Origin of the sequence: Neisseria sp. HMSC070A01, from assembly GCF_001810165.1 — a bacterium.
GTDB lineage: Bacteria > Pseudomonadota > Gammaproteobacteria > Burkholderiales > Neisseriaceae > Neisseria.
Map to the genome: position 1 here is coordinate 227,335 of NZ_KV800119.1, position 19,591 is coordinate 246,925.

At 50.0% G+C, this 19,591-nt stretch carries 17 protein-coding genes; 11 read left to right on the forward strand and 6 right to left on the reverse strand.

Annotated elements, in window-relative coordinates; all coding sequences use genetic code 11:
• Nucleotides 1-39: 39 nt before the first annotated feature.
• Nucleotides 40-1,035 carry an endolytic transglycosylase MltG gene (gene mltG / locus HMPREF2711_RS02325; protein WP_003747285.1) on the reverse strand — a complete coding sequence of 332 codons (996 nt, stop codon included), beginning with the start codon at nucleotides 1,033-1,035 and terminating at the stop codon, nucleotides 40-42.
• 115 nt (nucleotides 1,036-1,150) lie between these two features.
• On the opposite strand from mltG, the gene ampD reads away from it, so the two are divergent.
• From ampD to galU, 4 genes are all read left to right on the forward strand, one after another.
• The gene (gene ampD, locus HMPREF2711_RS02330) at nucleotides 1,151-1,717 is read left to right on the forward strand and encodes a 1,6-anhydro-N-acetylmuramyl-L-alanine amidase AmpD (RefSeq protein ID WP_003747287.1); all 567 of its coding nucleotides are present in this window, start codon (nucleotides 1,151-1,153) and stop codon (nucleotides 1,715-1,717) included.
• 177 nt (nucleotides 1,718-1,894) lie between these two features.
• Nucleotides 1,895-3,163, forward strand: a complete 1,269-nt coding sequence (locus HMPREF2711_RS02335) for a cell division protein ZipA C-terminal FtsZ-binding domain-containing protein (RefSeq protein ID WP_003747288.1) — start codon at nucleotides 1,895-1,897, stop codon at nucleotides 3,161-3,163.
• Between the two features lie 140 nt (nucleotides 3,164-3,303).
• The gene (ligA, locus tag HMPREF2711_RS02340) at nucleotides 3,304-5,772 is read left to right on the forward strand and encodes an NAD-dependent DNA ligase LigA (RefSeq protein WP_070615359.1); all 2,469 of its coding nucleotides are present in this window, start codon (nucleotides 3,304-3,306) and stop codon (nucleotides 5,770-5,772) included.
• Between the two features lie 124 nt (nucleotides 5,773-5,896).
• Nucleotides 5,897-6,760 carry a UTP--glucose-1-phosphate uridylyltransferase GalU gene (gene galU / locus HMPREF2711_RS02345; RefSeq protein WP_003747291.1) on the forward strand — a complete coding sequence of 288 codons (864 nt, stop codon included), beginning with the start codon at nucleotides 5,897-5,899 and terminating at the stop codon, nucleotides 6,758-6,760.
• A 54-nt stretch (nucleotides 6,761-6,814) separates the two neighbouring features.
• Here the strand turns inward: galU and HMPREF2711_RS02350 are convergent, their stop codons facing one another.
• Complete coding sequence (locus tag HMPREF2711_RS02350) at nucleotides 6,815-8,311, reverse strand: TrkH family potassium uptake protein (protein WP_050787146.1); 1,497 nt, start codon at nucleotides 8,309-8,311, stop codon at nucleotides 6,815-6,817.
• Nucleotides 8,312-8,482: 171 nt separating this feature from the next.
• Here HMPREF2711_RS02350 and HMPREF2711_RS02355 point away from each other — a divergent pair, with 171 nt between their 5' ends.
• From HMPREF2711_RS02355 to HMPREF2711_RS02365, 3 genes are all read left to right on the forward strand, one after another.
• Complete coding sequence (locus tag HMPREF2711_RS02355; protein WP_003747294.1) at nucleotides 8,483-8,758, forward strand: type B 50S ribosomal protein L31; 276 nt, start codon at nucleotides 8,483-8,485, stop codon at nucleotides 8,756-8,758.
• Complete coding sequence (gene ykgO / locus HMPREF2711_RS02360; RefSeq protein ID WP_003685279.1) at nucleotides 8,758-8,883, forward strand: type B 50S ribosomal protein L36; 126 nt, start codon at nucleotides 8,758-8,760, stop codon at nucleotides 8,881-8,883. Before HMPREF2711_RS02355 ends, ykgO begins: the two co-directional genes overlap by 1 nt.
• A 241-nt stretch (nucleotides 8,884-9,124) precedes the next feature.
• Complete coding sequence (locus HMPREF2711_RS02365; RefSeq protein WP_003747296.1) at nucleotides 9,125-9,532, forward strand: MliC family protein; 408 nt, start codon at nucleotides 9,125-9,127, stop codon at nucleotides 9,530-9,532.
• A gap of 207 nt (nucleotides 9,533-9,739) precedes the next feature.
• On the opposite strand, the gene HMPREF2711_RS02370 is transcribed toward HMPREF2711_RS02365, so the two are convergent.
• The 4 genes from HMPREF2711_RS02370 to HMPREF2711_RS02385 form a co-directional block, all read right to left on the reverse strand.
• Nucleotides 9,740-10,114 carry a DUF5071 domain-containing protein gene (locus HMPREF2711_RS02370; RefSeq protein ID WP_070615362.1) on the reverse strand — a complete coding sequence of 125 codons (375 nt, stop codon included), beginning with the start codon at nucleotides 10,112-10,114 and terminating at the stop codon, nucleotides 9,740-9,742.
• A gap of 304 nt (nucleotides 10,115-10,418) precedes the next feature.
• Nucleotides 10,419-13,211, reverse strand: coding sequence for an isoleucine--tRNA ligase (gene ileS, locus HMPREF2711_RS02375; RefSeq protein ID WP_003747300.1), 2,793 nt, complete (start codon nucleotides 13,209-13,211; stop codon nucleotides 10,419-10,421).
• Nucleotides 13,212-13,349: 138 nt separating this feature from the next.
• On the reverse strand, nucleotides 13,350-14,276 hold the full coding sequence (gene ribF / locus HMPREF2711_RS02380) for a bifunctional riboflavin kinase/FAD synthetase (RefSeq protein WP_003747302.1): 927 nt from the start codon (nucleotides 14,274-14,276) through the stop codon (nucleotides 13,350-13,352).
• A 123-nt stretch (nucleotides 14,277-14,399) separates the two neighbouring features.
• Nucleotides 14,400-14,789: a hypothetical protein gene (locus tag HMPREF2711_RS02385; protein ID WP_003747304.1), complete on the reverse strand. Its 390-nt coding sequence runs from the start codon at nucleotides 14,787-14,789 to the stop codon at nucleotides 14,400-14,402.
• A gap of 160 nt (nucleotides 14,790-14,949) precedes the next feature.
• Here HMPREF2711_RS02385 and HMPREF2711_RS02390 point away from each other — a divergent pair, with 160 nt between their 5' ends.
• The 4 genes from HMPREF2711_RS02390 (at nucleotide 14,950) to dapC (ending at nucleotide 19,547) form a co-directional block, all read left to right on the forward strand.
• A complete protein-coding gene (locus HMPREF2711_RS02390; protein ID WP_003747306.1) occupies nucleotides 14,950-15,825 on the forward strand; it encodes a YoaK family protein in 876 nt (291 codons plus the stop codon).
• Nucleotides 15,826-16,043: 218 nt separating this feature from the next.
• Nucleotides 16,044-16,724: a YiaD family glycine zipper/OmpA-like lipoprotein gene (locus tag HMPREF2711_RS02395; protein ID WP_003747310.1), complete on the forward strand. Its 681-nt coding sequence runs from the start codon at nucleotides 16,044-16,046 to the stop codon at nucleotides 16,722-16,724.
• Between the two features lie 340 nt (nucleotides 16,725-17,064).
• Nucleotides 17,065-18,237, forward strand: a complete 1,173-nt coding sequence (locus HMPREF2711_RS02400) for an NAD(P)H-dependent flavin oxidoreductase (protein ID WP_070615366.1) — start codon at nucleotides 17,065-17,067, stop codon at nucleotides 18,235-18,237.
• Between the two features lie 122 nt (nucleotides 18,238-18,359).
• Nucleotides 18,360-19,547 carry a succinyldiaminopimelate transaminase gene (dapC, locus tag HMPREF2711_RS02405; protein ID WP_070615369.1) on the forward strand — a complete coding sequence of 396 codons (1,188 nt, stop codon included), beginning with the start codon at nucleotides 18,360-18,362 and terminating at the stop codon, nucleotides 19,545-19,547.
• Nucleotides 19,548-19,591: the final 44 nt, after the last annotated feature.

Consider the following 19,591-nt stretch of genomic DNA (forward strand, 5'->3'; position numbering starts at 1 on the left):
GAAACTGGGATTATAAATGTTTCAGACGGCCTATTCGGTTTATTTCTTCAAAATATATTTGCGTACGGCGGCGTTGTGTTCAGAAAGATTGTGGCTGAACTCGCTCAGGCCCGTACCATCCATTTTTGAGACGAAATACAGATATTTTTCATTAGACGGATGACCCGCCGCCTCAAGCGCGGCCTTGCCGGGAAGCGCAATCGGCGTCGGCGTCAAACCGCTGCGCGTATAAGTATTGTAAGGCGTATCGCGTTGCAGGTCGGCTTTGCGGATTCTGCCTTTATACGCATCGCCCATGCCATAGATGACAGTCGGGTCGGTTTGCAGGCGCATGCCGATATTCAGGCGGTTGACGAATACGGCGGCCACATGGGCGCGGTCGTCTTCGTGCGCGGTTTCTTTTTCAATCAGACTCGCCATAATCAGCATTTCGTACGGATTTTTATAAGGCAGGCCGCTTTGACGGTCGTCCCATGCTTCTTGCAGGTTTTCCCGCATTTTGCGGTAGGCGATTTTATAAATTTGAAGATCGCTGCCGCCGGCATCAATTTCGTAACTATCCGGGAAAAACTGTCCTTCGGGATTGCTGCTCAAGGCGTCGGGTGCCACTTCGGCCATCAGTTTTTCATCGCTCCAGCCGCGCGTATCGTGGGCAATGTCGGCAGTATTGTCGATAATACGGCGCATCTGGGCAAAACGCGCGCCTTCCAAAATTTGCACGCTGACCGAATCAGGGCGGCCTTTTTTAATGCGTTTTAAAATGTCCCAAGCCGATACTTTGGCAGACAGGCGGTAAGAGCCGGCATTGAGTTGGTTGTGCACACCCATCACATATGCGGCGGCTACCAGCACATAACGGTTATAAACGATGCCGTCTTGAGCCAGCTTGCGACTGACGGAAGAGATACCTTGATTCTTAGCAACGGTAATACGGTATGGTTTGCCGTTGTTTTTCGGAACAAACAACAATGCGGCAACCACGGCGGCAAATGCCGTCAAAAATACGGCCAGCCATTTCAACAATTTTTTCAACATGGTAGGATTCTTGGTTTGTGAACGTGTCGGGCGACAGTATAACCGAAAACAAGCATATTAAGCCTGCCGCATTCCCCAACGTAAGTTTTCCTATCCCGAAAGGCCGTCTGAAACCATGAATTCTCCTTCAAAAAACACTTGGCAAAACGGCCGTTGGCTGAATGCACGCCAAACTCATTCGCCCAATTTCAGCCCGCGCGAACCGGATAAAGACGTCTCTTTGGTTGTCCTCCACAATATTTCCCTCCCTCCTTTTGAGTACAACACAGGGGCAGTGGAAAAATTGTTTACCAACCAAATCAACCCTGACGAGCATCCTTTTTTCAGCATCATCCACACCTTGCGCGTCTCCAGCCATTTTTTCATCAGCCGTAAAGGCGAAACCGTCCAATTCGTTTCCTGCGACGACATGGCCTATCATGCCGGCGTATCGTCTTTTCAAGGCAGAGAAAAATGCAATGCCTTTTCCATCGGTATCGAATTGGAAGGCTGCGATTTCGAGCCTTTTACCGAAGCACAATACACCAGCCTGCAAGCCTTGTTGACCGCTATTTCCGAACATTACCCGATTCAGGCCGTTACCGGTCATCAGGACATCGCTCCGGACAGGAAAACCGATCCCGGACATTTCTTCGATTGGCATCGCTTTCAAAAAGCAGGTTTTCCCGTCCGGCGCGGATAACTTTCAGACGGCCTGAACACTGATTGGCAGACATAATGCTGTCACAACCGTTTATTTTCGTTATAATTCAGCTATTCATTCGGACGCATAAAGTCCGGCTCCAACGAACTGCCCGCGCAGCAAGATTCCGCACCCTGAAAAAGACGGAATGCTGCCTTTTTAAAAAGTGATTACTCCATGATTTTCATCGTCTTAGCCCTCGCCGCCCTTTTGGCGGTCATCGGTTACAACATGTACCAGGAAAACCAATACCGCAAACAAGTGCGCGAACAATTCGGCCATTCCGATAAGGATGCACTTTTGACCAGCAAAACCAAACACGTCCGCGACAGCAAAGAAACCGGCGGCCAAGGTTTGTTTATCAAGAAAAACAAAAAAAACGAAGAGGCATTGCGCAACCTGCAGGAACAAGATGAAATCTACGCGGCCAAAGCCAAACTGGCCCACCCTGCCCAACTGAAAACCGATGTCGAGCTGACTGTGGAAGACGACTTCTCCGCAGAAGAAAAAGTCCAACACACCGTTATCGGTTTGAACAACGAAATTACCATAAATCCTGCCGAAGCCGCTTCCACTCCGGTAGAAACCACAGCCGAGCCTGTGGCACAAGTACCATTGATCAGCCTGGACGAATTGTCTCAAGTCGAGCTGCCTTGGTTTGACCCGCGCTTCGACTACATGGCCTACATCTCCCTGAAGCAAGCCCAAGAATTGCATGCCCTGCCGCGCCTTTCCGCTACCCACCGCTTCCAAATCATCGGTTGCACCATGGACGACCATTTCCGCGTTGCCGAGCCGATTCCGGGCGTTTACTACCAAGGCTTCGTCATGGGCCTGCAAGCTGTCAGCCGCAACGGTTTGGCCGCGCGTGAAGAGCTGCAACACTTCGACCAACAGGTTGATGCTTTTGCCCAACTGATGGACGGCAAAGTTTTGCATACCGACTTGGACGCGTTCACCGAAGTCGCACAAGCCCTCGACCAATTCTGTGCGCGTGTTGACCAAACCATCGCCATTCACTTGGTTTCCCATTCCAACATCAGCGGCGTAGAATTGCGTGCCGCCGTGGAAGAAACCGGTTTCAAATTGGGTGAAGACGGCGCGTTCCACTTCGGCGACAACAACAATCCTCAATTGTTCTCCATCCATACTTTGGACAACAAACCGTTTACCAATCCTTTGCTGGACAACCAAGCCTACCGTGGCTTCAGCATGTTGCTGGATATTCCGCACGTTCCGGCCGGCGAAAAAACTTTCGACAAATTCATGGACTTGGCAGTCAAACTTTCCGGCCAACTCAGCTTGGATTTGGTTAACGACCAAATGGAAGAAGTTTCCACCCAATGGCTCAAAGACGTACGCAACTACGTTTTGGCCCGTCAGGAAGAAATGCTTAAAGTCGGCCTCAAACCCGGCAGCAAACAAGCCCTGCGCCTGTTCTCCTAAATTTCCCCAATCAAAAAGCGGATATGCAATGACGGCATATCCGCTTTTTTCAGGTAAAATCACTTCATCTTCAATATTCATCGATTTTCAGACGGCCTCTCTATCATCAGGCCGTCTGAAAACTCTATTCCGATTACACAATGAATCTGACCGCACAACGTATCAAATACCTGACCGACCTCCTCAACCGCTACGCCTATGAATACTACACCCTAGACGCGCCCAGCGTACCCGATGCCGAATACGACAAATTGTTCCGCGAGCTTGAAGCATTGGAGCGAAACCATCCCGAGCTCAAACTGCCCGACAGCCCGACCCAACGTGTCGGTGGCGAGCCTTTGTCAGGCTTTGCCGAAGTACGCCACGAAGTACCGATGCTGTCGCTGACCAACGCCTTCTCGCCACAAGATGAAAACGGCGTGTTCGACCATGCCGAAATGTATGCTTTCGATGAGCGCGTTCGTGGCGGATTAAACGGAGAAAAACCGGAATACGTTATCGAACCTAAATTTGACGGTCTGGCCATCAGCCTGCTGTACCGCGACGGCGTATTGACTCAAGCGGCAACCCGTGGCGACGGCACCACAGGCGAAGACGTTACCCAAAACGTCAAAACCGTATCCAACATCCCCCTGCGTCTGCATGGAGAAAATATTCCCGAGCTTATCGAAATTCGCGGCGAAGTTCTGATGCTCAAAGCCGATTTTGCCGCCTTAAACGCACGACAGGCTGAAAACGGACAAAAACCTTTCGCCAATCCGCGCAATGCCGCCGCCGGCAGTCTGCGCCAACTCGATTCGCGCATTACGGCACAGCGCAAACTGCATTTCTTTCCCTATTCCATCGCCCGACAACAAGGCGGTTTTATCGCAGAAGAACACCTGCAAGAGCTGAGCTACTGTAAAGAACTCGGCTTCAGCCTGCCTGACGGTAATTTCGGCTGTTTCCCCAATATCGACAAAGTATTGGCGTTTTACGAGCAAATGCAGCAAAAACGCCCTACATTGCCCTACGAAATCGACGGCATGGTGATCAAGGTCAACAGCTTGACGCAACAGCGCGAACTCGGCTTCATCTCCCGTGCGCCGCGCTGGGCCATTGCCCACAAATTCCCTGCCGAAGAAGCATTGACCATTGTCGAAGCCATTGATGTACAAATTGGGCGCACCGGCGCAGTAACCCCCGTCGCCCGCCTGCAACCTGTATTCGTCGGCGGCGTTACCGTTACCAATGCTACGCTGCACAATCAAGATGAAGTGTCTCGAAAAGACGTACGCGTTGGCGATACCGTCGTCGTGCGCCGCGCCGGAGACGTGATTCCCGAGGTGGTGCGCGTGATTTTCGAACGCCGCCCAATGCAAGAGGCTAACGTTACCGTTTCAGACGGCCTGCAAGACGATTTGTTTGCCAAAACACCTTCTGAAACCCAAGCCAAACCGCTGCACAAACCCTACCGCCTGCCCACCCATTGCCCTATCTGCCGCAGCGAAATCGAACGTGAAGAAGGCGAAGCGGTTGCCCGATGCAGCGGCGGTATGCTTTGCCAAGCACAACGCGCGCAAGGTTTAATCCACTTCGCCTCACGCAAAGCCATGGACATCGACGGACTCGGTCAAAAACAAATCGAGCAGCTTGTCGCCCAAGACCTCGTCCGCCATTTCGCCGACCTCTACCGCCTCGATATTCCGACCCTGCAAAAAATGAAGGAAATGGCGGACAAAGCATCGGCTAATGAGGAAGAACCATCAAACAGTGAAATTGGAGACTTTGAAGGCGAGACCGGCAATACTATGCTTGCCAAAAACAATAAAAAACAGCCGACCAAATGGGCAGAAAACATCCTTGCAGGCATAGAAGCCAGCAAAACGCCCGAACTTGCGCGCTTCCTCTTTGCCCTCGGCATCCGTCACGTCGGCGAACGTACCGCCAAAACGCTGGCGCAGGCATTCGGTACGCTCGAGCACGTCCGCCATGCACCCGAACCTATCCTCGCCTGCCTGCCCGATATCGGCACGGTGGTTGCCCACTCCATCGCCCACTTTTTTGCCCAAGAAGCGCAGCAGGCGATGATAGACGAGCTGCTGGCTGTAGGTGTTGTCCCGCAAAGCCAGGCTGTTACCATCCCGCCGCTGCGCCATGCCGAGCCGCAACGCTGGATTGCCCGCCTACCCGATTTTAAAATCAGCGAAACCAAAGCACTGGCCTTGTGGGAACTCGCCGGACAAAGTATAGAAGGTCTGCAAACCGACAAAGCATTACCTGCCGATTGGCAAGCCTGGCGAAGCAAACCGCAAAACGCAGCCCTGCTTGAAAATATGAAAACTTTCTTTGCACAAACACTGTCTAATCTTCAAGATGAAACTATTTCAGACGGCATTAATGAGGCCGTAGCAGGTAAAACCTTTGTATTGACAGGGACTTTACCCACGCTCAAACGCGACCAGGCCCAAGCTATGATCGAAGCCGCAGGCGGTAAAGTTTCCGGCAGCGTATCCAAAAAAACCGACTACGTTGTCGCCGGAGAAGCAGCTGGCAGTAAATTGGAAAAAGCCCAAACGCTGGGCATAGCCGTATTGAGCGAAGAAGAATTGCTGTCGTTGCTGGGATAAGACAGTATCCATGATCAATCCACCTTTTAAAACCGACTGATACTTTATCATGTGGTATCATCACTACATACGACTACACCTTTACACTTTTGGGGTATAACCCTTAATCAAATAGGATAATAATATGAAACCCATTAAAAAATGCGTCTTCCCTGTTGCCGGTATGGGTACCCGTTTCCTGCCTGCAACCAAAGCCAGCCCCAAAGAAATGCTGCCTATTGTGGATAAGCCTCTGATTCAATATGCAGTCGAAGAAGCGGTTGAAGCCGGCTGTACCGAAATGGTATTCATCACCGGCCGTAACAAACGCAGCATCGAAGACCACTTCGACAAAGCATACGAGTTGGAAACCGAATTGGAATTGCGTCAAAAAGACAAACTACTGGCGCACGTTCGCGATATTCTGCCTCCCAACATTACCTGCATGTATATCCGTCAAACCGAAGCATTGGGTTTAGGTCATGCCGTATTGTGCGCGCAGGCAGCCGTTGGTAACGAGCCTTTTGCCGTTATTTTGGCAGACGATTTGATTGATACGCCTAAAGGTGCGCTAAAACAAATGGTTGACGTGTACAACCAAAGCGGCAACAGCGTTTTAGGCGTTGAAACCATCGATCCTTCCCAAACCGGTTCTTACGGTATTGTCGAAGTCGAGCAGCTGAAAAACTATCAACGTATTATCAACATCGTTGAAAAACCCAAACCGGAAGAAGCACCTTCCAACCTCGCCGTTGTCGGCCGCTACATCCTGACCCCGCGTATTTTTGACTTGTTGACCAACCTGCCGCGCGGTGCCGGCGGTGAAATCCAACTGACCGACGGTATCGCCCGCCTGCTTGATCATGAATTTGTCTTGGCTCACGCATTTGAAGGCAAGCGCTATGACTGCGGCAGCAAATTGGGTTACCTTGAAGCGACTGTGGCTTACGGTCTGAAACACCCTGAAACCGGTGAACAATTTAAAGAATTGCTCAAGCAATACGCTTAAATTCAGCTATTTATAAAAAGGCCGTCTGAAATTTCAGACGGCCTTTTACTACACTTATTTCTTCCAATATGCCGGAGTAAACAAAATTAAAACAGTAAAAATTTCCAAACGTCCCAACAGCATCACTGCCGCACACAACCATTTCTGCACATCGCTCAGCGCAGCATAATTATGCGACGGACCGACTGCACCCAAGCCCGGGCCGGCATTGGTAATACAGGCAATGACTGCCGTGAAGGCGGATAAAAAGTCCAAGCCTGCGGCCATCAGTAAAAAGCTGAATACGATGACCGTCATAAAGTAAATAAAAATGAACGACATAACGGTCAGCGCCATACGATCCGGAATGGAGTTGTTGTTGACCTTTACCGTACGAACCGCACGCGGGTGCAGCAAAATTAACATCTCGCGCAAGCTGAATTTGAACAACACCAAAGCGCGCACATTTTTAATACCGCCGCCCATAGAGCCTGAGCTTGCCAAGACGTTCGACAGGAAAAACATCCACAACGACACAATCAGCGGCCATTGTGCAAAATCGGCATTGGAGAAACCGCTGGCCAATCCGATGGACACAAAGTTGAAGCTGACAAAACGCAAAGCTTCGCCAAGGCTTTGGTACACGTCCTGCTGCCACAGATACAATGCCGAAATCAAAATACTGCCCGACAAAACCAGCAGCATGGTGCGGCATTCTTCATCCTTCCAATACACCCGCCAAGAGCGGTTGCCCAGCGCAGTAAAATGGCTGGCAAAATTGATACCGCCCCAGACAGTAAAAAACATCAACGTCCATTCGACTGCCAAGGAATCAAAAAAAGCAACGTTGTCATCATGCGTTGAAAAACCGCCTAAAGCCACAGCCGACATCGCATGGCATAAGGCGTCAAACCAGCCCATGCCGGCAATATGCAAGGACACAAAGGCAGCGGCGGTTGTCAGCGCATAAGCAAACCATAGCCGTTTGGCCACTTGCGAAATACGGGGAGCCATCTTGCTTTCTTTATCCATACCCGGAATTTCGGCTTTGAAAAGCTGCGTGCCCCCCACGCCCAACATCGGCAAAATCGCCACAGCCAGCACGATAATACCCATGCCGCCGAGCCAGTTGAGCATGTGCCGCCAAAAGTTTACAGACGGCGCCAGCGTATCCAAGCCGGAAATCACTGTCGCACCCGTCGTCGTCAGCCCTGACATCGCTTCAAAAAATGCATCGGTAAAACTCATGGACGGCATATAGAAATAAATCGGCATCGCCGCCACGACAGCAAAAGCCAGCCACAGCATCAGTACCAGGGTAAATCCGTCGCGCGGCCGCAATTCACGGTTGAAACGCAGCGTCAGTACCCAAGTTACGCACGACACCAGCAATACGGTCAACGCCGTATAGGCAAATACGAAAAATGCGCTGTCGTGATAAAAATACGACATCAGTGTCGGCACGGCCAACAGCAATGAAAACAACAGCCCCAGCTTGGACAATACATGGACAATCGGCATCACCTTACTTACCGCACCGCCCAATCTGAAACCCTTATGCAGATACATCATATTCCTATCATCAGAAAACAAAATGTTTCAGACGGCCTCATAAAAAAGGCCGTCTGAAACCGCATATTTTATCAAAATGCCGCAATCCCGTGATAAAGAAAAACAAAAAACACTTGCCTGCTCTTTTTCTAGGAGTATAATGTTATACCATAACATTTACTGGAGAAAGAAATGAAACCCGATATCCACCCGGACAACTATCGTACCGTCCTGTTTTACGACAGTGGCGCAGACCAAGGATGGCTCATCCGTTCATGTGCCAATACCCACGGCAAAACCATGGTTTGGAAAGATGGCATAGAATATCCCCTCTTTTCGCTTGATACTTCTTCCGCGTCCCACCCCGTGTACACAGGCAAACAACGCAATGTCAATATCGAAGGCCGCGCCAGCAAGTTCAACCAACGTTACCAATCCATGATGTCTTCCTTCAGAAAGGATAAATGATGCAAGTTCTCTCCTCCCTGAAAACTGCAAAAAAACGACACCGCGACTGTCAAATTGTCCGCCGAAAAGGCAAAGTGTACGTTATTTGCAAGAGCAACCCACGCTTTAAAGCACGCCAGCGTTAAGCGGCCCAACCCATATTTCAATGTAACTCTCTGAATTTTCCGCACTTTCGTTTACCTCTAGCGCAAGTGCGGCTTTTTTTCAAACGGCATTAATCATTCATATCAAAACTACAATGAATCCTGCCATACTCCCAAAAACAGGAAGAAAAAGTAAATAATGGTTATCCCTATTGTGAAGCCATGAAGATATTTATAACATGCCGCTACATCCTCCCTTCAACACTGACCATAGGAGTCAAAAATGAAAGTAAAAGCCCTGCTTGCAATTGCCGCCGCCATGAGCCTCGCTGCCTGCGCCGCACCCGAAGCCCATCAACATGACCATGGTCACCGTCACGAGCACAATCATGACCACGGCCGTGTACACGAACACGACCACCAACATCATGATGCCCGTGTTCAATCATTCAGCTGCGAAAACGGCCTGTCTGTACAAATCCGCAACTTGAGCACCGATCAAGTTGAATTGCGCCTTGACGACAAAGTTGCCACTCTGTCTTCTGCCGTTGCAGGTTCAGGCGAACGCTATGTTGCCAACCAAGGCTTGTTCGGCAAAGGTGCCGAATGGCATCAAAAAGGCAGCGAAGCATTCTTCGGCTTCACTGACCCATACGGCAACAAAGTAGAAACTTCTTGCTCTGCCCGCTAATTTCTACTTAGCAATAGAATAGCTAAAAGCCGTCTGAAAACTTTTTCAGACGGCTTTTTATATCGGATAAAACGAAAGTTCGTTTAAGGATAAAAATGTAAATATGAGGCTATTTGAAGGTTCAAAATACATCGAATAAGTAAGACCCTTTGAAAGGCACCTTCTCCGACAAAACATTATTTCAAAATCATTAAATATGTATCTAACTTAATTTAAAACTTTTTCCAAGATTTCTTTAAGGTTTTCATCATCTTCATCCGAAGTTAATTTTTCTGAAATATCATGAAGACAATGTTCCAAATCAATAGCTAAGGCTACTTGGTTTTGATAGGATAATTTTGGATAAAGTTCAAGTAAAACCCAATAAATGCATATACTATCATTTGAGTAAAAAATATTTGAAACGAATGGAAGTAATGTATCTTGTCGTTCTACAAAGATTTCGACAATTTCATTAAAAACAGGAAAGTTGGCATCTCCCAACCAACCTGAGAGCCACTCCCCCATCTCAATTAATTCCTCATCGTTACAGTCCTTAATTTTTTTGCAAGCCTTGATGTCAAACTTATCTTTAGGGCGCATATGATACCTCATTGTTTTATTAAGACTTACGAATACAGAATTGTAATGATTGATCTCAATTCTAGACAAATGATTATTCGTAATTCCTGTATCCTCAACAAATTTTCTCTGAAGTAAGAGTTATTTTGTGCAATTAAACTCCTACCCTGCAATAACTTGAAACCCTATCCTGCATTTTACCTAAATCACAAATCCCAATTCTCTTTCAAAATCTATTCGCTATACGAAACAGATTCAATAAACAAAGGCCGTCTGAAAACCTATTTCCAAAGTTTTCAGACGGCCTTTATCTTAGACCAAACAATTAAGCGTAATGTCTGTCTTCGCCTTTACCGTCAACGTTGTCGGCACAACGTTTACAGATGGTTTCATGGCCTGCAACTGCGCCCACATCGTGGGTATAGTGCCAGCAGCGTTCGCATTTTTCGCCGTCGCTGGCTTTGGCGGTAACGGTAAGTTCATCGCCTACTTTCACTTCGACTTTAGACACCAGCAAAGCAAAACGTAATTCTTCGCCCAAAGTGTTCAGATAGTCGGCAATTTCTTCCGGAGCCGTAATTTCGGCTTCTGCTTGCAATGAAGAACCAACGGTTTTGTCTGTACGCAAAGGCTCGATGGCGGCGGTTACGGCTTCGCGGGCTTCGCGGATTGCCGTCCATTTTTTCACCAGTTCGGTTTCGGCTTTTTCGTTGATGGGCGGGAATTCGTGCCAGGTGTGGAAGAGGACGCTGTCTTCTTCTCCGCCGCCGATGATGTCCCACGCTTCTTCGCCGGTGAAGCACAAAATCGGTGCAATCAAGAGAACCAAGCTACGCGTGATATGGTACAGGGCGGTTTGCGCGCTGCGGCGGGCGTGGCTGTCGGCTTTGGTGGTGTAGAGGCGGTCTTTCAGGATGTCGAGGTAGAACGCGCCTAAATCCTCCGAGCAGAAAGAAACAATGTCTTTTACAGCAAAGTGGAAGGCGTAGCGAGGATAAAAGTCGCCTGCCAGACGCTCTTGCAGCTGACGTGCCAATACCAAGGCATAGCGGTCGATTTCCACCATGTCTGCCTGTTGCACGGCATCTTCAATAGGATTGAAGTCGCTGAGGTTGGCAAACAGGAAGCTCAAGGTGTTGCGGATACGGCGGTAGCTTTCAGTTACACGTTTGAGGATTTCTTTGGAAATCGACAATTCGCCGCTGTAATCGGTGGATGCCGCCCACAGGCGCAAAATGTCCGCGCCGAACTCGTTATACACTTCTTGCGGCGCGACGACGTTGCGGATAGATTTCGACATTTTGCGACCGTTTTGGTCAACCACGAAACCGTGGGTCAGCAGCTGTTTGTACGGCGCGCGCCCCATGGATGAGGCGCAACCGGTCAACATAGACGATTGGAACCAGCCGCGGTGTTGGTCGCTGCCTTCGAGGTAGAGGTCGGCGGGCCAGTCCAATTCTTCGCGCTGTTTCAAGACGGAGTAATGGGTCGAGCCGGAGTCGAACCATACGTCCATCGTGTCGGAAAGTTTGTCGTAGTTTTCGCAATCTTCCGCGCTCAACAATTCGCTTTTATCGAGTGAGAACCATGCCTCGATGCCTTTTTCTTCGATTTTCAGGGCAATTTTTTCCAAAAGCTCGGCGGAATTCGGATGCAGCTCGCCCGTTTCTTTGTGGACGAAGAAGGTCATTGGCGTGCCCCAGTAGCGTTGGCGCGAAACGACCCAGTCGGGGCGGCCTTCGATCATGGCTTCGAGGCGTGCGCGACCCCAAGACGGGAAGAACTCGGTGTCGTCCACGGCTTTGATGGCTTTATCGCGCAGGGTTTTACCGTCGTTTCCGGCTTTGTCCATACCGACAAACCATTGGCCGGTTGCACGGTAAATCAACGGAGTTTTGTGCCGCCAGCAGTGTGCATAGCTGTGTTCGATTTTGCTGCTTGCCAAGAGGTTGCCGGTTTCTTCCAACCATTGCAGGATAACGGGATTAGCTTCCCAAACGCTCATGCCGGCAACACGCGGCGTTTCGCTGATGTATTTGCCTTCGGCATTTACAGGGTTGTAAAGTTCGATGCCGTATTTATTGCAGACGGCATAGTCTTCCAAACCGTGCGCGGGCGCAGTATGCACCAAACCGGTACCGGCATCGGTAGTAACGTGGTCGCCGTTGAGCATGAGAATATCGCGTTCGAGGAACGGATGGTTCATATGCAGGTTTTCCAGCTTGTCGCCTGTGGTTTCTGCCAATACTTTCAGGTCGTCTGAAGTGAAGCCGTAACGTTTAAGCGCGTCTTCTGCCAAATCTTTGGCCAATACCAATTTGCCTTTAGGCGTATCAATCAGTTGATACACCACGTCTGCGCCAGCTGAAACAGCTTGGCTCGCAGGCAAAGTCCAAGGCGTGGTTGTCCAGATAACGGCAAACGCTTTGCCTTCGATGCCTGCCAAGCCGAATGCGGCGGCAAGCGCGGCAGTGTCTTTAAACGGATAGGCAACGTCAATCGCAGGCGATACTTTGTCTTTATATTCCACTTCGGCTTCGGCCAATGAAGAGCCGCAGTCCAAGCAGAATTGAACCGGTTTCGCACCGCGGTAGAGATAGCCGGACTTGTAGATTTCACCTAGCATACGCACGGTATCAGCTTCGGTTTTGAAATCCATGGTCAGGTAAGGATTGTCCCAGTCGCCCAACACGCCCAAGCGGATAAAGTCTTTTTTCTGGCGGGCAATCTGTTCGGAGGCATATTCGCGGCACAATTCGCGGAAGCGCGCTTTAGGCATGTCTTTGCCGTGCAGTTTTTCTACCATCACTTCGATAGGCAAACCGTGGCAGTCCCAACCCGGTACATAAGGCGCGTCAAAACCGGCTTGGGTTTTGCTGCGGATAATGATGTCTTTGAGGATTTTATTGACGGCATGACCGATGTGGATGTCGCCGTTGGCATACGGAGGACCGTCGTGCAGAATGAATTTCGGACGGCCTTTGGCGATTTCGCGCAGTTTTTGGTAGCGTTTTTGCTCGTACCAGCTTTTCAGCCATGCAGGCTCGCGCTTGGCAAGATTGCCTCGCATTGGAAACGGGCTCTCAAGCAGGTTTACGGTTTTACTGTAATCGGTCATTTTTTGATCTCTATTGTTGCGGTATTTCGGTTTCAGACGGCCTGATTGCTCATTTTGAAAAGAACAGGCCGTCTGAAAGAATTCAAAGGACTTATTGTAGCCCAATTGTCTTGATTTTATAAGCGTATAGAAGCGTTTCTATGGTTTCCAAACCTTTGCATCTTCCATATCTTGCAAAATTTGGGTTTTCAATGCTTCGATACTTTCAAATTTTTTCTCGTCTCGCAGTTTGTGCAGGAAGCGGACGAAGATGCGTTGTCCGTACAAATCGCCGCTGAAATCGAACAGGTGGACTTCCAACTTTTGCGAGCGGTTGTTGCTGACAGTGGGGTTAAAACCAAAGCTGGCCACGCCTCGGCGCGTACCGAATGCGCCGTCAGCTTCGACGACAAATACGCCGCTTAGCGCATAATGATACGGGGGAAGCTGGACGTTGGCGGTAGGCGCGTTGATGGTGCGGCCGAGCTTTTGCCCGTGCTTGACCTTGCCGCTTAACACGTAATCGTGCCCCAACAGTTTTTTGGCGTATTCCAACTTGCCGTCTGAAAGGGCTTGGCGGACGGCGGTACTGCTGGTGCGGATGTCTTCAACGATAACGGACGGTGTGCACTCGGTTTGCATATCGGGCTGTTGTGCCAAAAGTTCGAAACAGCCTTCCCGACCCGCACCGAAACGGAAATCATCGCCAATCAGCAGATAACGCGTATTGAGCGTTTTTCGCAAAAGCCGGTCGATAAACGCTTGTGCGCTCATCTCGGAGAAAGTTTGGTTAAAGCGCAAAACCCAAACGGCATCCACGCAGCCGGTTTCACGCAAAAGGCGCAGTTTGGTACGCAGCGGACTAATGCGGTAAGGCAGCTTTTTCCCGGCTTTACGCGCAAAAAACTCTTTGGGCTGAGGCTCAAAAATAACAACAACAACAGGCAGACCGCGCCGGTCTGCCTCTCGTTTGAGTTTTTGCAGGATATGTTTGTGCCCGAGGTGTACACCGTCGAAGTTGCCGATGGTTACGGCGGCTCCTTGCGGAAATTGGGGCGGGTGTCGCTGTCCAAGCCAGATGTTCATGGGTGGTGGGTAGTGTGTTTGAATAGGCGGCTATTGTAAACGTTATTGCCGTTTCAATAAACCTTAGGCCGTCTGAAACCAATAAATATATGCTTTCAGACGGCCCTGAGGTTTGTTAATGCTTTACCACCACCAAGGATAACGGCCAAACGGATAACCCCAATCGTCGTAATAGCGATAGTAGCGGGCTTCGCGCAGCTGTTCTTGGGAAATATAGTTTTGCCATGCCATTTTGTAGCAGGCTTGGAACATCGGGTCGGAAACTTTGTCGATATATTTGAGGCGGAAGGCTTTTTGTTCCGCGGTTGCCACACCGGGTTTGCCTTCTTCGTCAAATTTGCGGCGGATCAGCGCGGCTGTTTCCTGATCGCATTGTGCGGCAAGATTGACTTGAAGATCCTGCTCATAGCGTTTCTGCGCTTGGGCGCGTGCGGCTTTTTGCTCGGGCGTGGTGGCGCAGGCGGCCAGCAATGCAACGGCGCAAAACAATAAGGTCAGACGGAGAGGATTCATCGGATGTTTCCTTATGTTTATATCTTTCTATTAATGTACGCCCTCATTGTGTAATGGGCAAGTGTGGCAACTTGGGAACACTTTAGATTATTTGTTCTTATCGGCAGACAGTTGCATATAAAATACACCCTGTATGAATGTTTAACTCCAAACCCACTCAATGAACGCTGACAAACCGCCCCACTCCTACCGATTGCGCCACCACAGGCAACACACGCCGCCGTTTTGGCAGGCGGATCGCCCATATCTGCACGAACACAATATTTCCGATGCCCGTTTCAGACGGCTGGGCTACATCATGGCCTTTCTTGCCGGTGCGATTAATGCAGGGGGATTCTTTGCTTTTGCGCGCTATATTTCCCACGTAACCGGCTCCATGTCTCTTTTGGCTGATGTACTGTATCTCCAAGACTGGTGGTCTGCCGCGGTGACTTTCATCAGCGTGTTGTGTTTTGTTGCCGGTGCCGCGCATTCGGGTTGGGTGATTTTATGGACGCAGCAGATGCGTTTCCGTGGCAGCTTTGGGTTTTCCATGTGGCTGGAAGCAGTTTATCTGTTGATATTCGGTTGGTTTGGTATTGCTGCGATGGAGTGGGATTTTGGCGGCTCTGATTTTATTATGCCGTCTTTGGCATTGTTTTTATTGTGTTTTATTATGGGTATGCACAATACGGTTATCACGCTTCTTTCCGGCGGCGCCATCCGTTCCACCCACATGACCGGCACGGCGACCGACTTGGGCATTGAAATCTCACGCGCGCTTTATTACTCCAAACAGCATCATCCGCGCCTACCACACGTCCGCGTCAACAAACCGAAAATGTGGCTTTTAAGCGGCTTGATGCTGTCGTTTTTGCTGGGCGGCGTGGTTGGCGCATGGGGTTATCATCTGGTCGGCCATCATTTCGCCCTGCCCGTTTCCGCCGTTTTGCTCATACTGGGTGCAGGTTCGGTGGGATACGACGTCAAAGTCAGATTGAAATGGGCATTCGTCAACTGGTATCGCCGCAAGCAGAAAAAACGGAAGAAACTGTAAAAAACTTTGCTTGTTATTTCACGACAAAACGGCCAAGCTGCCAGAAAAATGCAGAAATGCTTCAGAATTATGTTAACTGGCAAATATTTTCGTAATATCGGGTTAAACCCATTCTTTTGCGTTTCGGATATTGGGTATCATAAATCCGTAATGACCCACGCGGTTTTTATTCATTTTTTTCAGACGGCCCGAGCCGTCATCTAAAAAGAGGATACGACATGAAATTCTTGAAACCCCTGACCGTTATTGCCACTGCGATTCCTTTGGCGCTCACCGGCTGTGTGACCGATCCTGTTACCGGCCAACAATCCGCCAGCAAAACCGCCATGTACGGCTTGGGCGGTGCGGCTGTTTGCGGCATCGTCGGTGCGCTGACCCACGGCGGCAAAGGCGCGCGTAACTCTGCATTGGCTTGTGGTGCAGTAGGTGCCGGTATCGGCGGTTACATGGACTACCAAGAGAAAAAACTGCGTCAAAGCCTGGCCAATACCAACATCGAAGTTGAACGTCAAGGCAACCAAATCAAACTGGTTATGCCTGAAAACGTAACCTTCGCTACTGGCAGCGCTGCCTTGAGCGGCCAAGCTCAAAGCGCCTTGTCTGCGGCTGCACAAACTTTGGTTCAATATCCTGATACGACTTTGACCATCAACGGCCATACCGACAATACCGGTAACGACGCCATCAACGAGCCATTGTCTCGCAACCGCGCCGAATCTGTTGCCACCTTCCTGCAATCCCGCGGCGTAAGCAGCACCCGTTTGAGCACTTTCGGTTACGGTTCCCGTCAACCCATCGCTTCCAACGCCACTGTTGAAGGCCGCGCACAAAACCGCCGCGTTGAAATCTTGATCAACCCTGACCAACGCGCCATTGATGCCGCTAAAAAACAAATGTAATCCGACATCTGTCTGATTCCCATACTTAAGGCCGTCTGAAATTTCAGACGGCCTTTTTCTTTGTAGATTTTGTTTGCAATTTCTCCTCCTCAATCCAATCCATCATAAAATTTATTCCTTTATTAACAAGACTTTTCAATTTTTTCTTTAAAAAAACTGTATTAATACTCTAATTTTTACACTAACTTAGAGTATAATTCCTAAAATTTTAAAAACACGCCTCATGCCGTCTGAAAAACGGCGGCGAAAAACACACTTATTTATATACACATCAGTCCGTTATCCAATCCATTTCATAGGATTTCAGACGGCACCATCCAGAATCTATGAAGGAGCATTCATGCAAAACAACTTTGACCCATTGATTATCCGTGACAAATCACTGATTCCCGTCGTACAGGGCGGCATGGGTGTAGGCGTTTCCGCATCAAAACTCTCCAGCGCAGTTGCACGCGAAAACGGCGTGGGTACCATCGCCAGCGTCGATTTGCGCCACTTGCATGAAGATTTGCTGGCCGAATCGAAAATCAATTCCAGCGAAGAAAAATCCCCCCGCCTCAACTGCATCGCGCTTGACCGCGAAATCAAAAAAGCCAAAGCCGATTCAGAAGGCAAAGGCATGATTGCCGTCAACGTCATGAAAGCCGTAAAAGACCATGCCGCCTACGTCCGTCAGGCCTGCGAATCCGGCGCAGACGCGATTGTGATGGGCGCGGGTTTGCCTTTGGATCTGCCTGAAATGGCAGAGGGCTACCACAAAGATGTTGCCCTTTTCCCTATTTTGTCCGAGTCACGCGGTATCAATATCGTTTTGAAACGTTGGATGAAAAAAGGCATCTTGCCTGATGCCATCGTTATCGAACACCCAGCCCATGCAGCCGGCCACTTGGGTGCGGCAACCGTTGACGGCGTGAACGATGCCAAATTCGAGTTCAAACGCGTTATTGAAGAAACATTTGAAGTATTCAAAAACTTGGGCTTGGAAAGCGAAAAAATCCCGTTGGTACTCGCCGGCGGTATGGCAAACTTTGAAAAAGTCAAAACAGCCTTGAAAAACTGGGGCGCATCCGCCGTCCAAATCGGTACCGCATTTGCCGTAACCGAAGAAGGCGATGCCCACATCAACTTCAAAAAAACCCTGGCCGGTGCAGAAACCGAAAAAGTGGTTGAATTCATGTCTGTCGCCGGTTTGCCTGCACGCGGCGTGCGCACCAAATTCCTGGATAGCTACATCAAACGCGAAGCCAAATTGCAAGCCAACGCCAAAAACGATCCGCGCCGTTGCACCCAAGGCCTGAACTGCCTGACCAGCTGCGGCCTGCGTGACGGTTTGGCCAAAGCCGGTCAATTCTGTATCGATATCCAACTTTCCGCCGCATTCCGCGGCGAAGTCGATAAAGGCCTGTTTTTCCGCGGTAAAGACCCGCTGCCTTTTGGCAATGCCATCCGTACGGTTCAAGAAACCATTCAATATCTCTTAAACGGTTCCTTGCCTGCCGTCCCTGCCAAATAAACGCATCAACACTCAAAAGGCCGTCTGAAAAACATTCAAACCCTGTTTTCAGACGGCCTTTTTGTCCCAATCCATCTAAAAAATGCTAAGATTATCGCCTGAATTTATCCAGCAGAAACATCATGAATCCATTATTGAACCACCTCAAACCCTATCCTTTCGCCCGCTTGCATGAAGCCATGCAAGGCATTGACGCACCTGCAGGCATAACGCCCATCCATCTGCAAATCGGCGAGCCGAAACACCCGACGCCCAAAGTCATCACCGACGCGCTGACCGCCTCCCTGCACGAACTGGAAAAATATCCGCTGACCGCAGGCCTGCCCGAACTGCGCCAAGCCTGCGCCGAATGGGTTGCCCGCCGTTATGATGGTTTGAGCCTCAATCCCGACAATGAAATTCTGCCCGTCTTGGGCAGCCGGGAAGCATTGTTCTCCTTCATCCAAACCGTTTTGAATCCGGCTTCAGACGGCCCTAAACCGGTCGTTATCAGCCCTAATCCGTTCTATCAAATTTACGAAGGCGCGACTATATTGGGCGGCGGCGAAATCCATTTTGCCAACTGCCCGGCACCCAGCTTCAACCCCGATTGGAGCAGCCTGCCCGAAGACGTATGGCGGCGCACCAAAGTCCTGATTGTCTGCTCGCCCAACAACCCGAGCGGCAGCGTCCTGCAATTAGAAGACTGGAAAGAAATTTTTGATTTGCAAGACAAATACGGCTTCGTTATTGCCTCTGACGAATGCTATTCCGAAATTTATTTTGACGACAACAAACCGATCGGCGGCTTGCAGGCTGCGGCGCAATTAGGTCGCGGCACGCACAACATTATTATGTTCACCAGCCTGTCCAAACGCTCCAACGTCCCCGGTTTGCGTTCCGGCTTTGTCGCAGGCGATGCCGAGTTGCTCAAAAACTTCCTGCTCTACCGAACCTACCATGGCAGCGCGATGAGCATTCCTGTCCAACGCGCCAGCATTGCCGCTTGGAACGACGAAGAACACGTCATTGCCAACCGCCGCCTCTACCAAGAAAAATTCGACCGCGTCATTCCGATTTTGCAACAGGTATTCGATGTCAAACTGCCTGACGCATCGTTCTACATTTGGCTGAAAGTTCCCGACGGCGACGACTTGGCATTCACGCGCAACCTGTGGCAGAAAGCCGCCATCCAAGTGTTGCCCGGCCGCTTCCTCGCCCGCGATACCGAGCAAGGCAATCCGGGCGAAGGCTACGTCCGCATTGCTTTGGTTGCCGACGTGGAAAGCTGTGTCAAAGCGGCTGAAACCATTGTTTCGCTCTACCGCTGACGATTAAGCAAGCAAAGGCCGTCTGAAACTTCAGACGGCCTTTT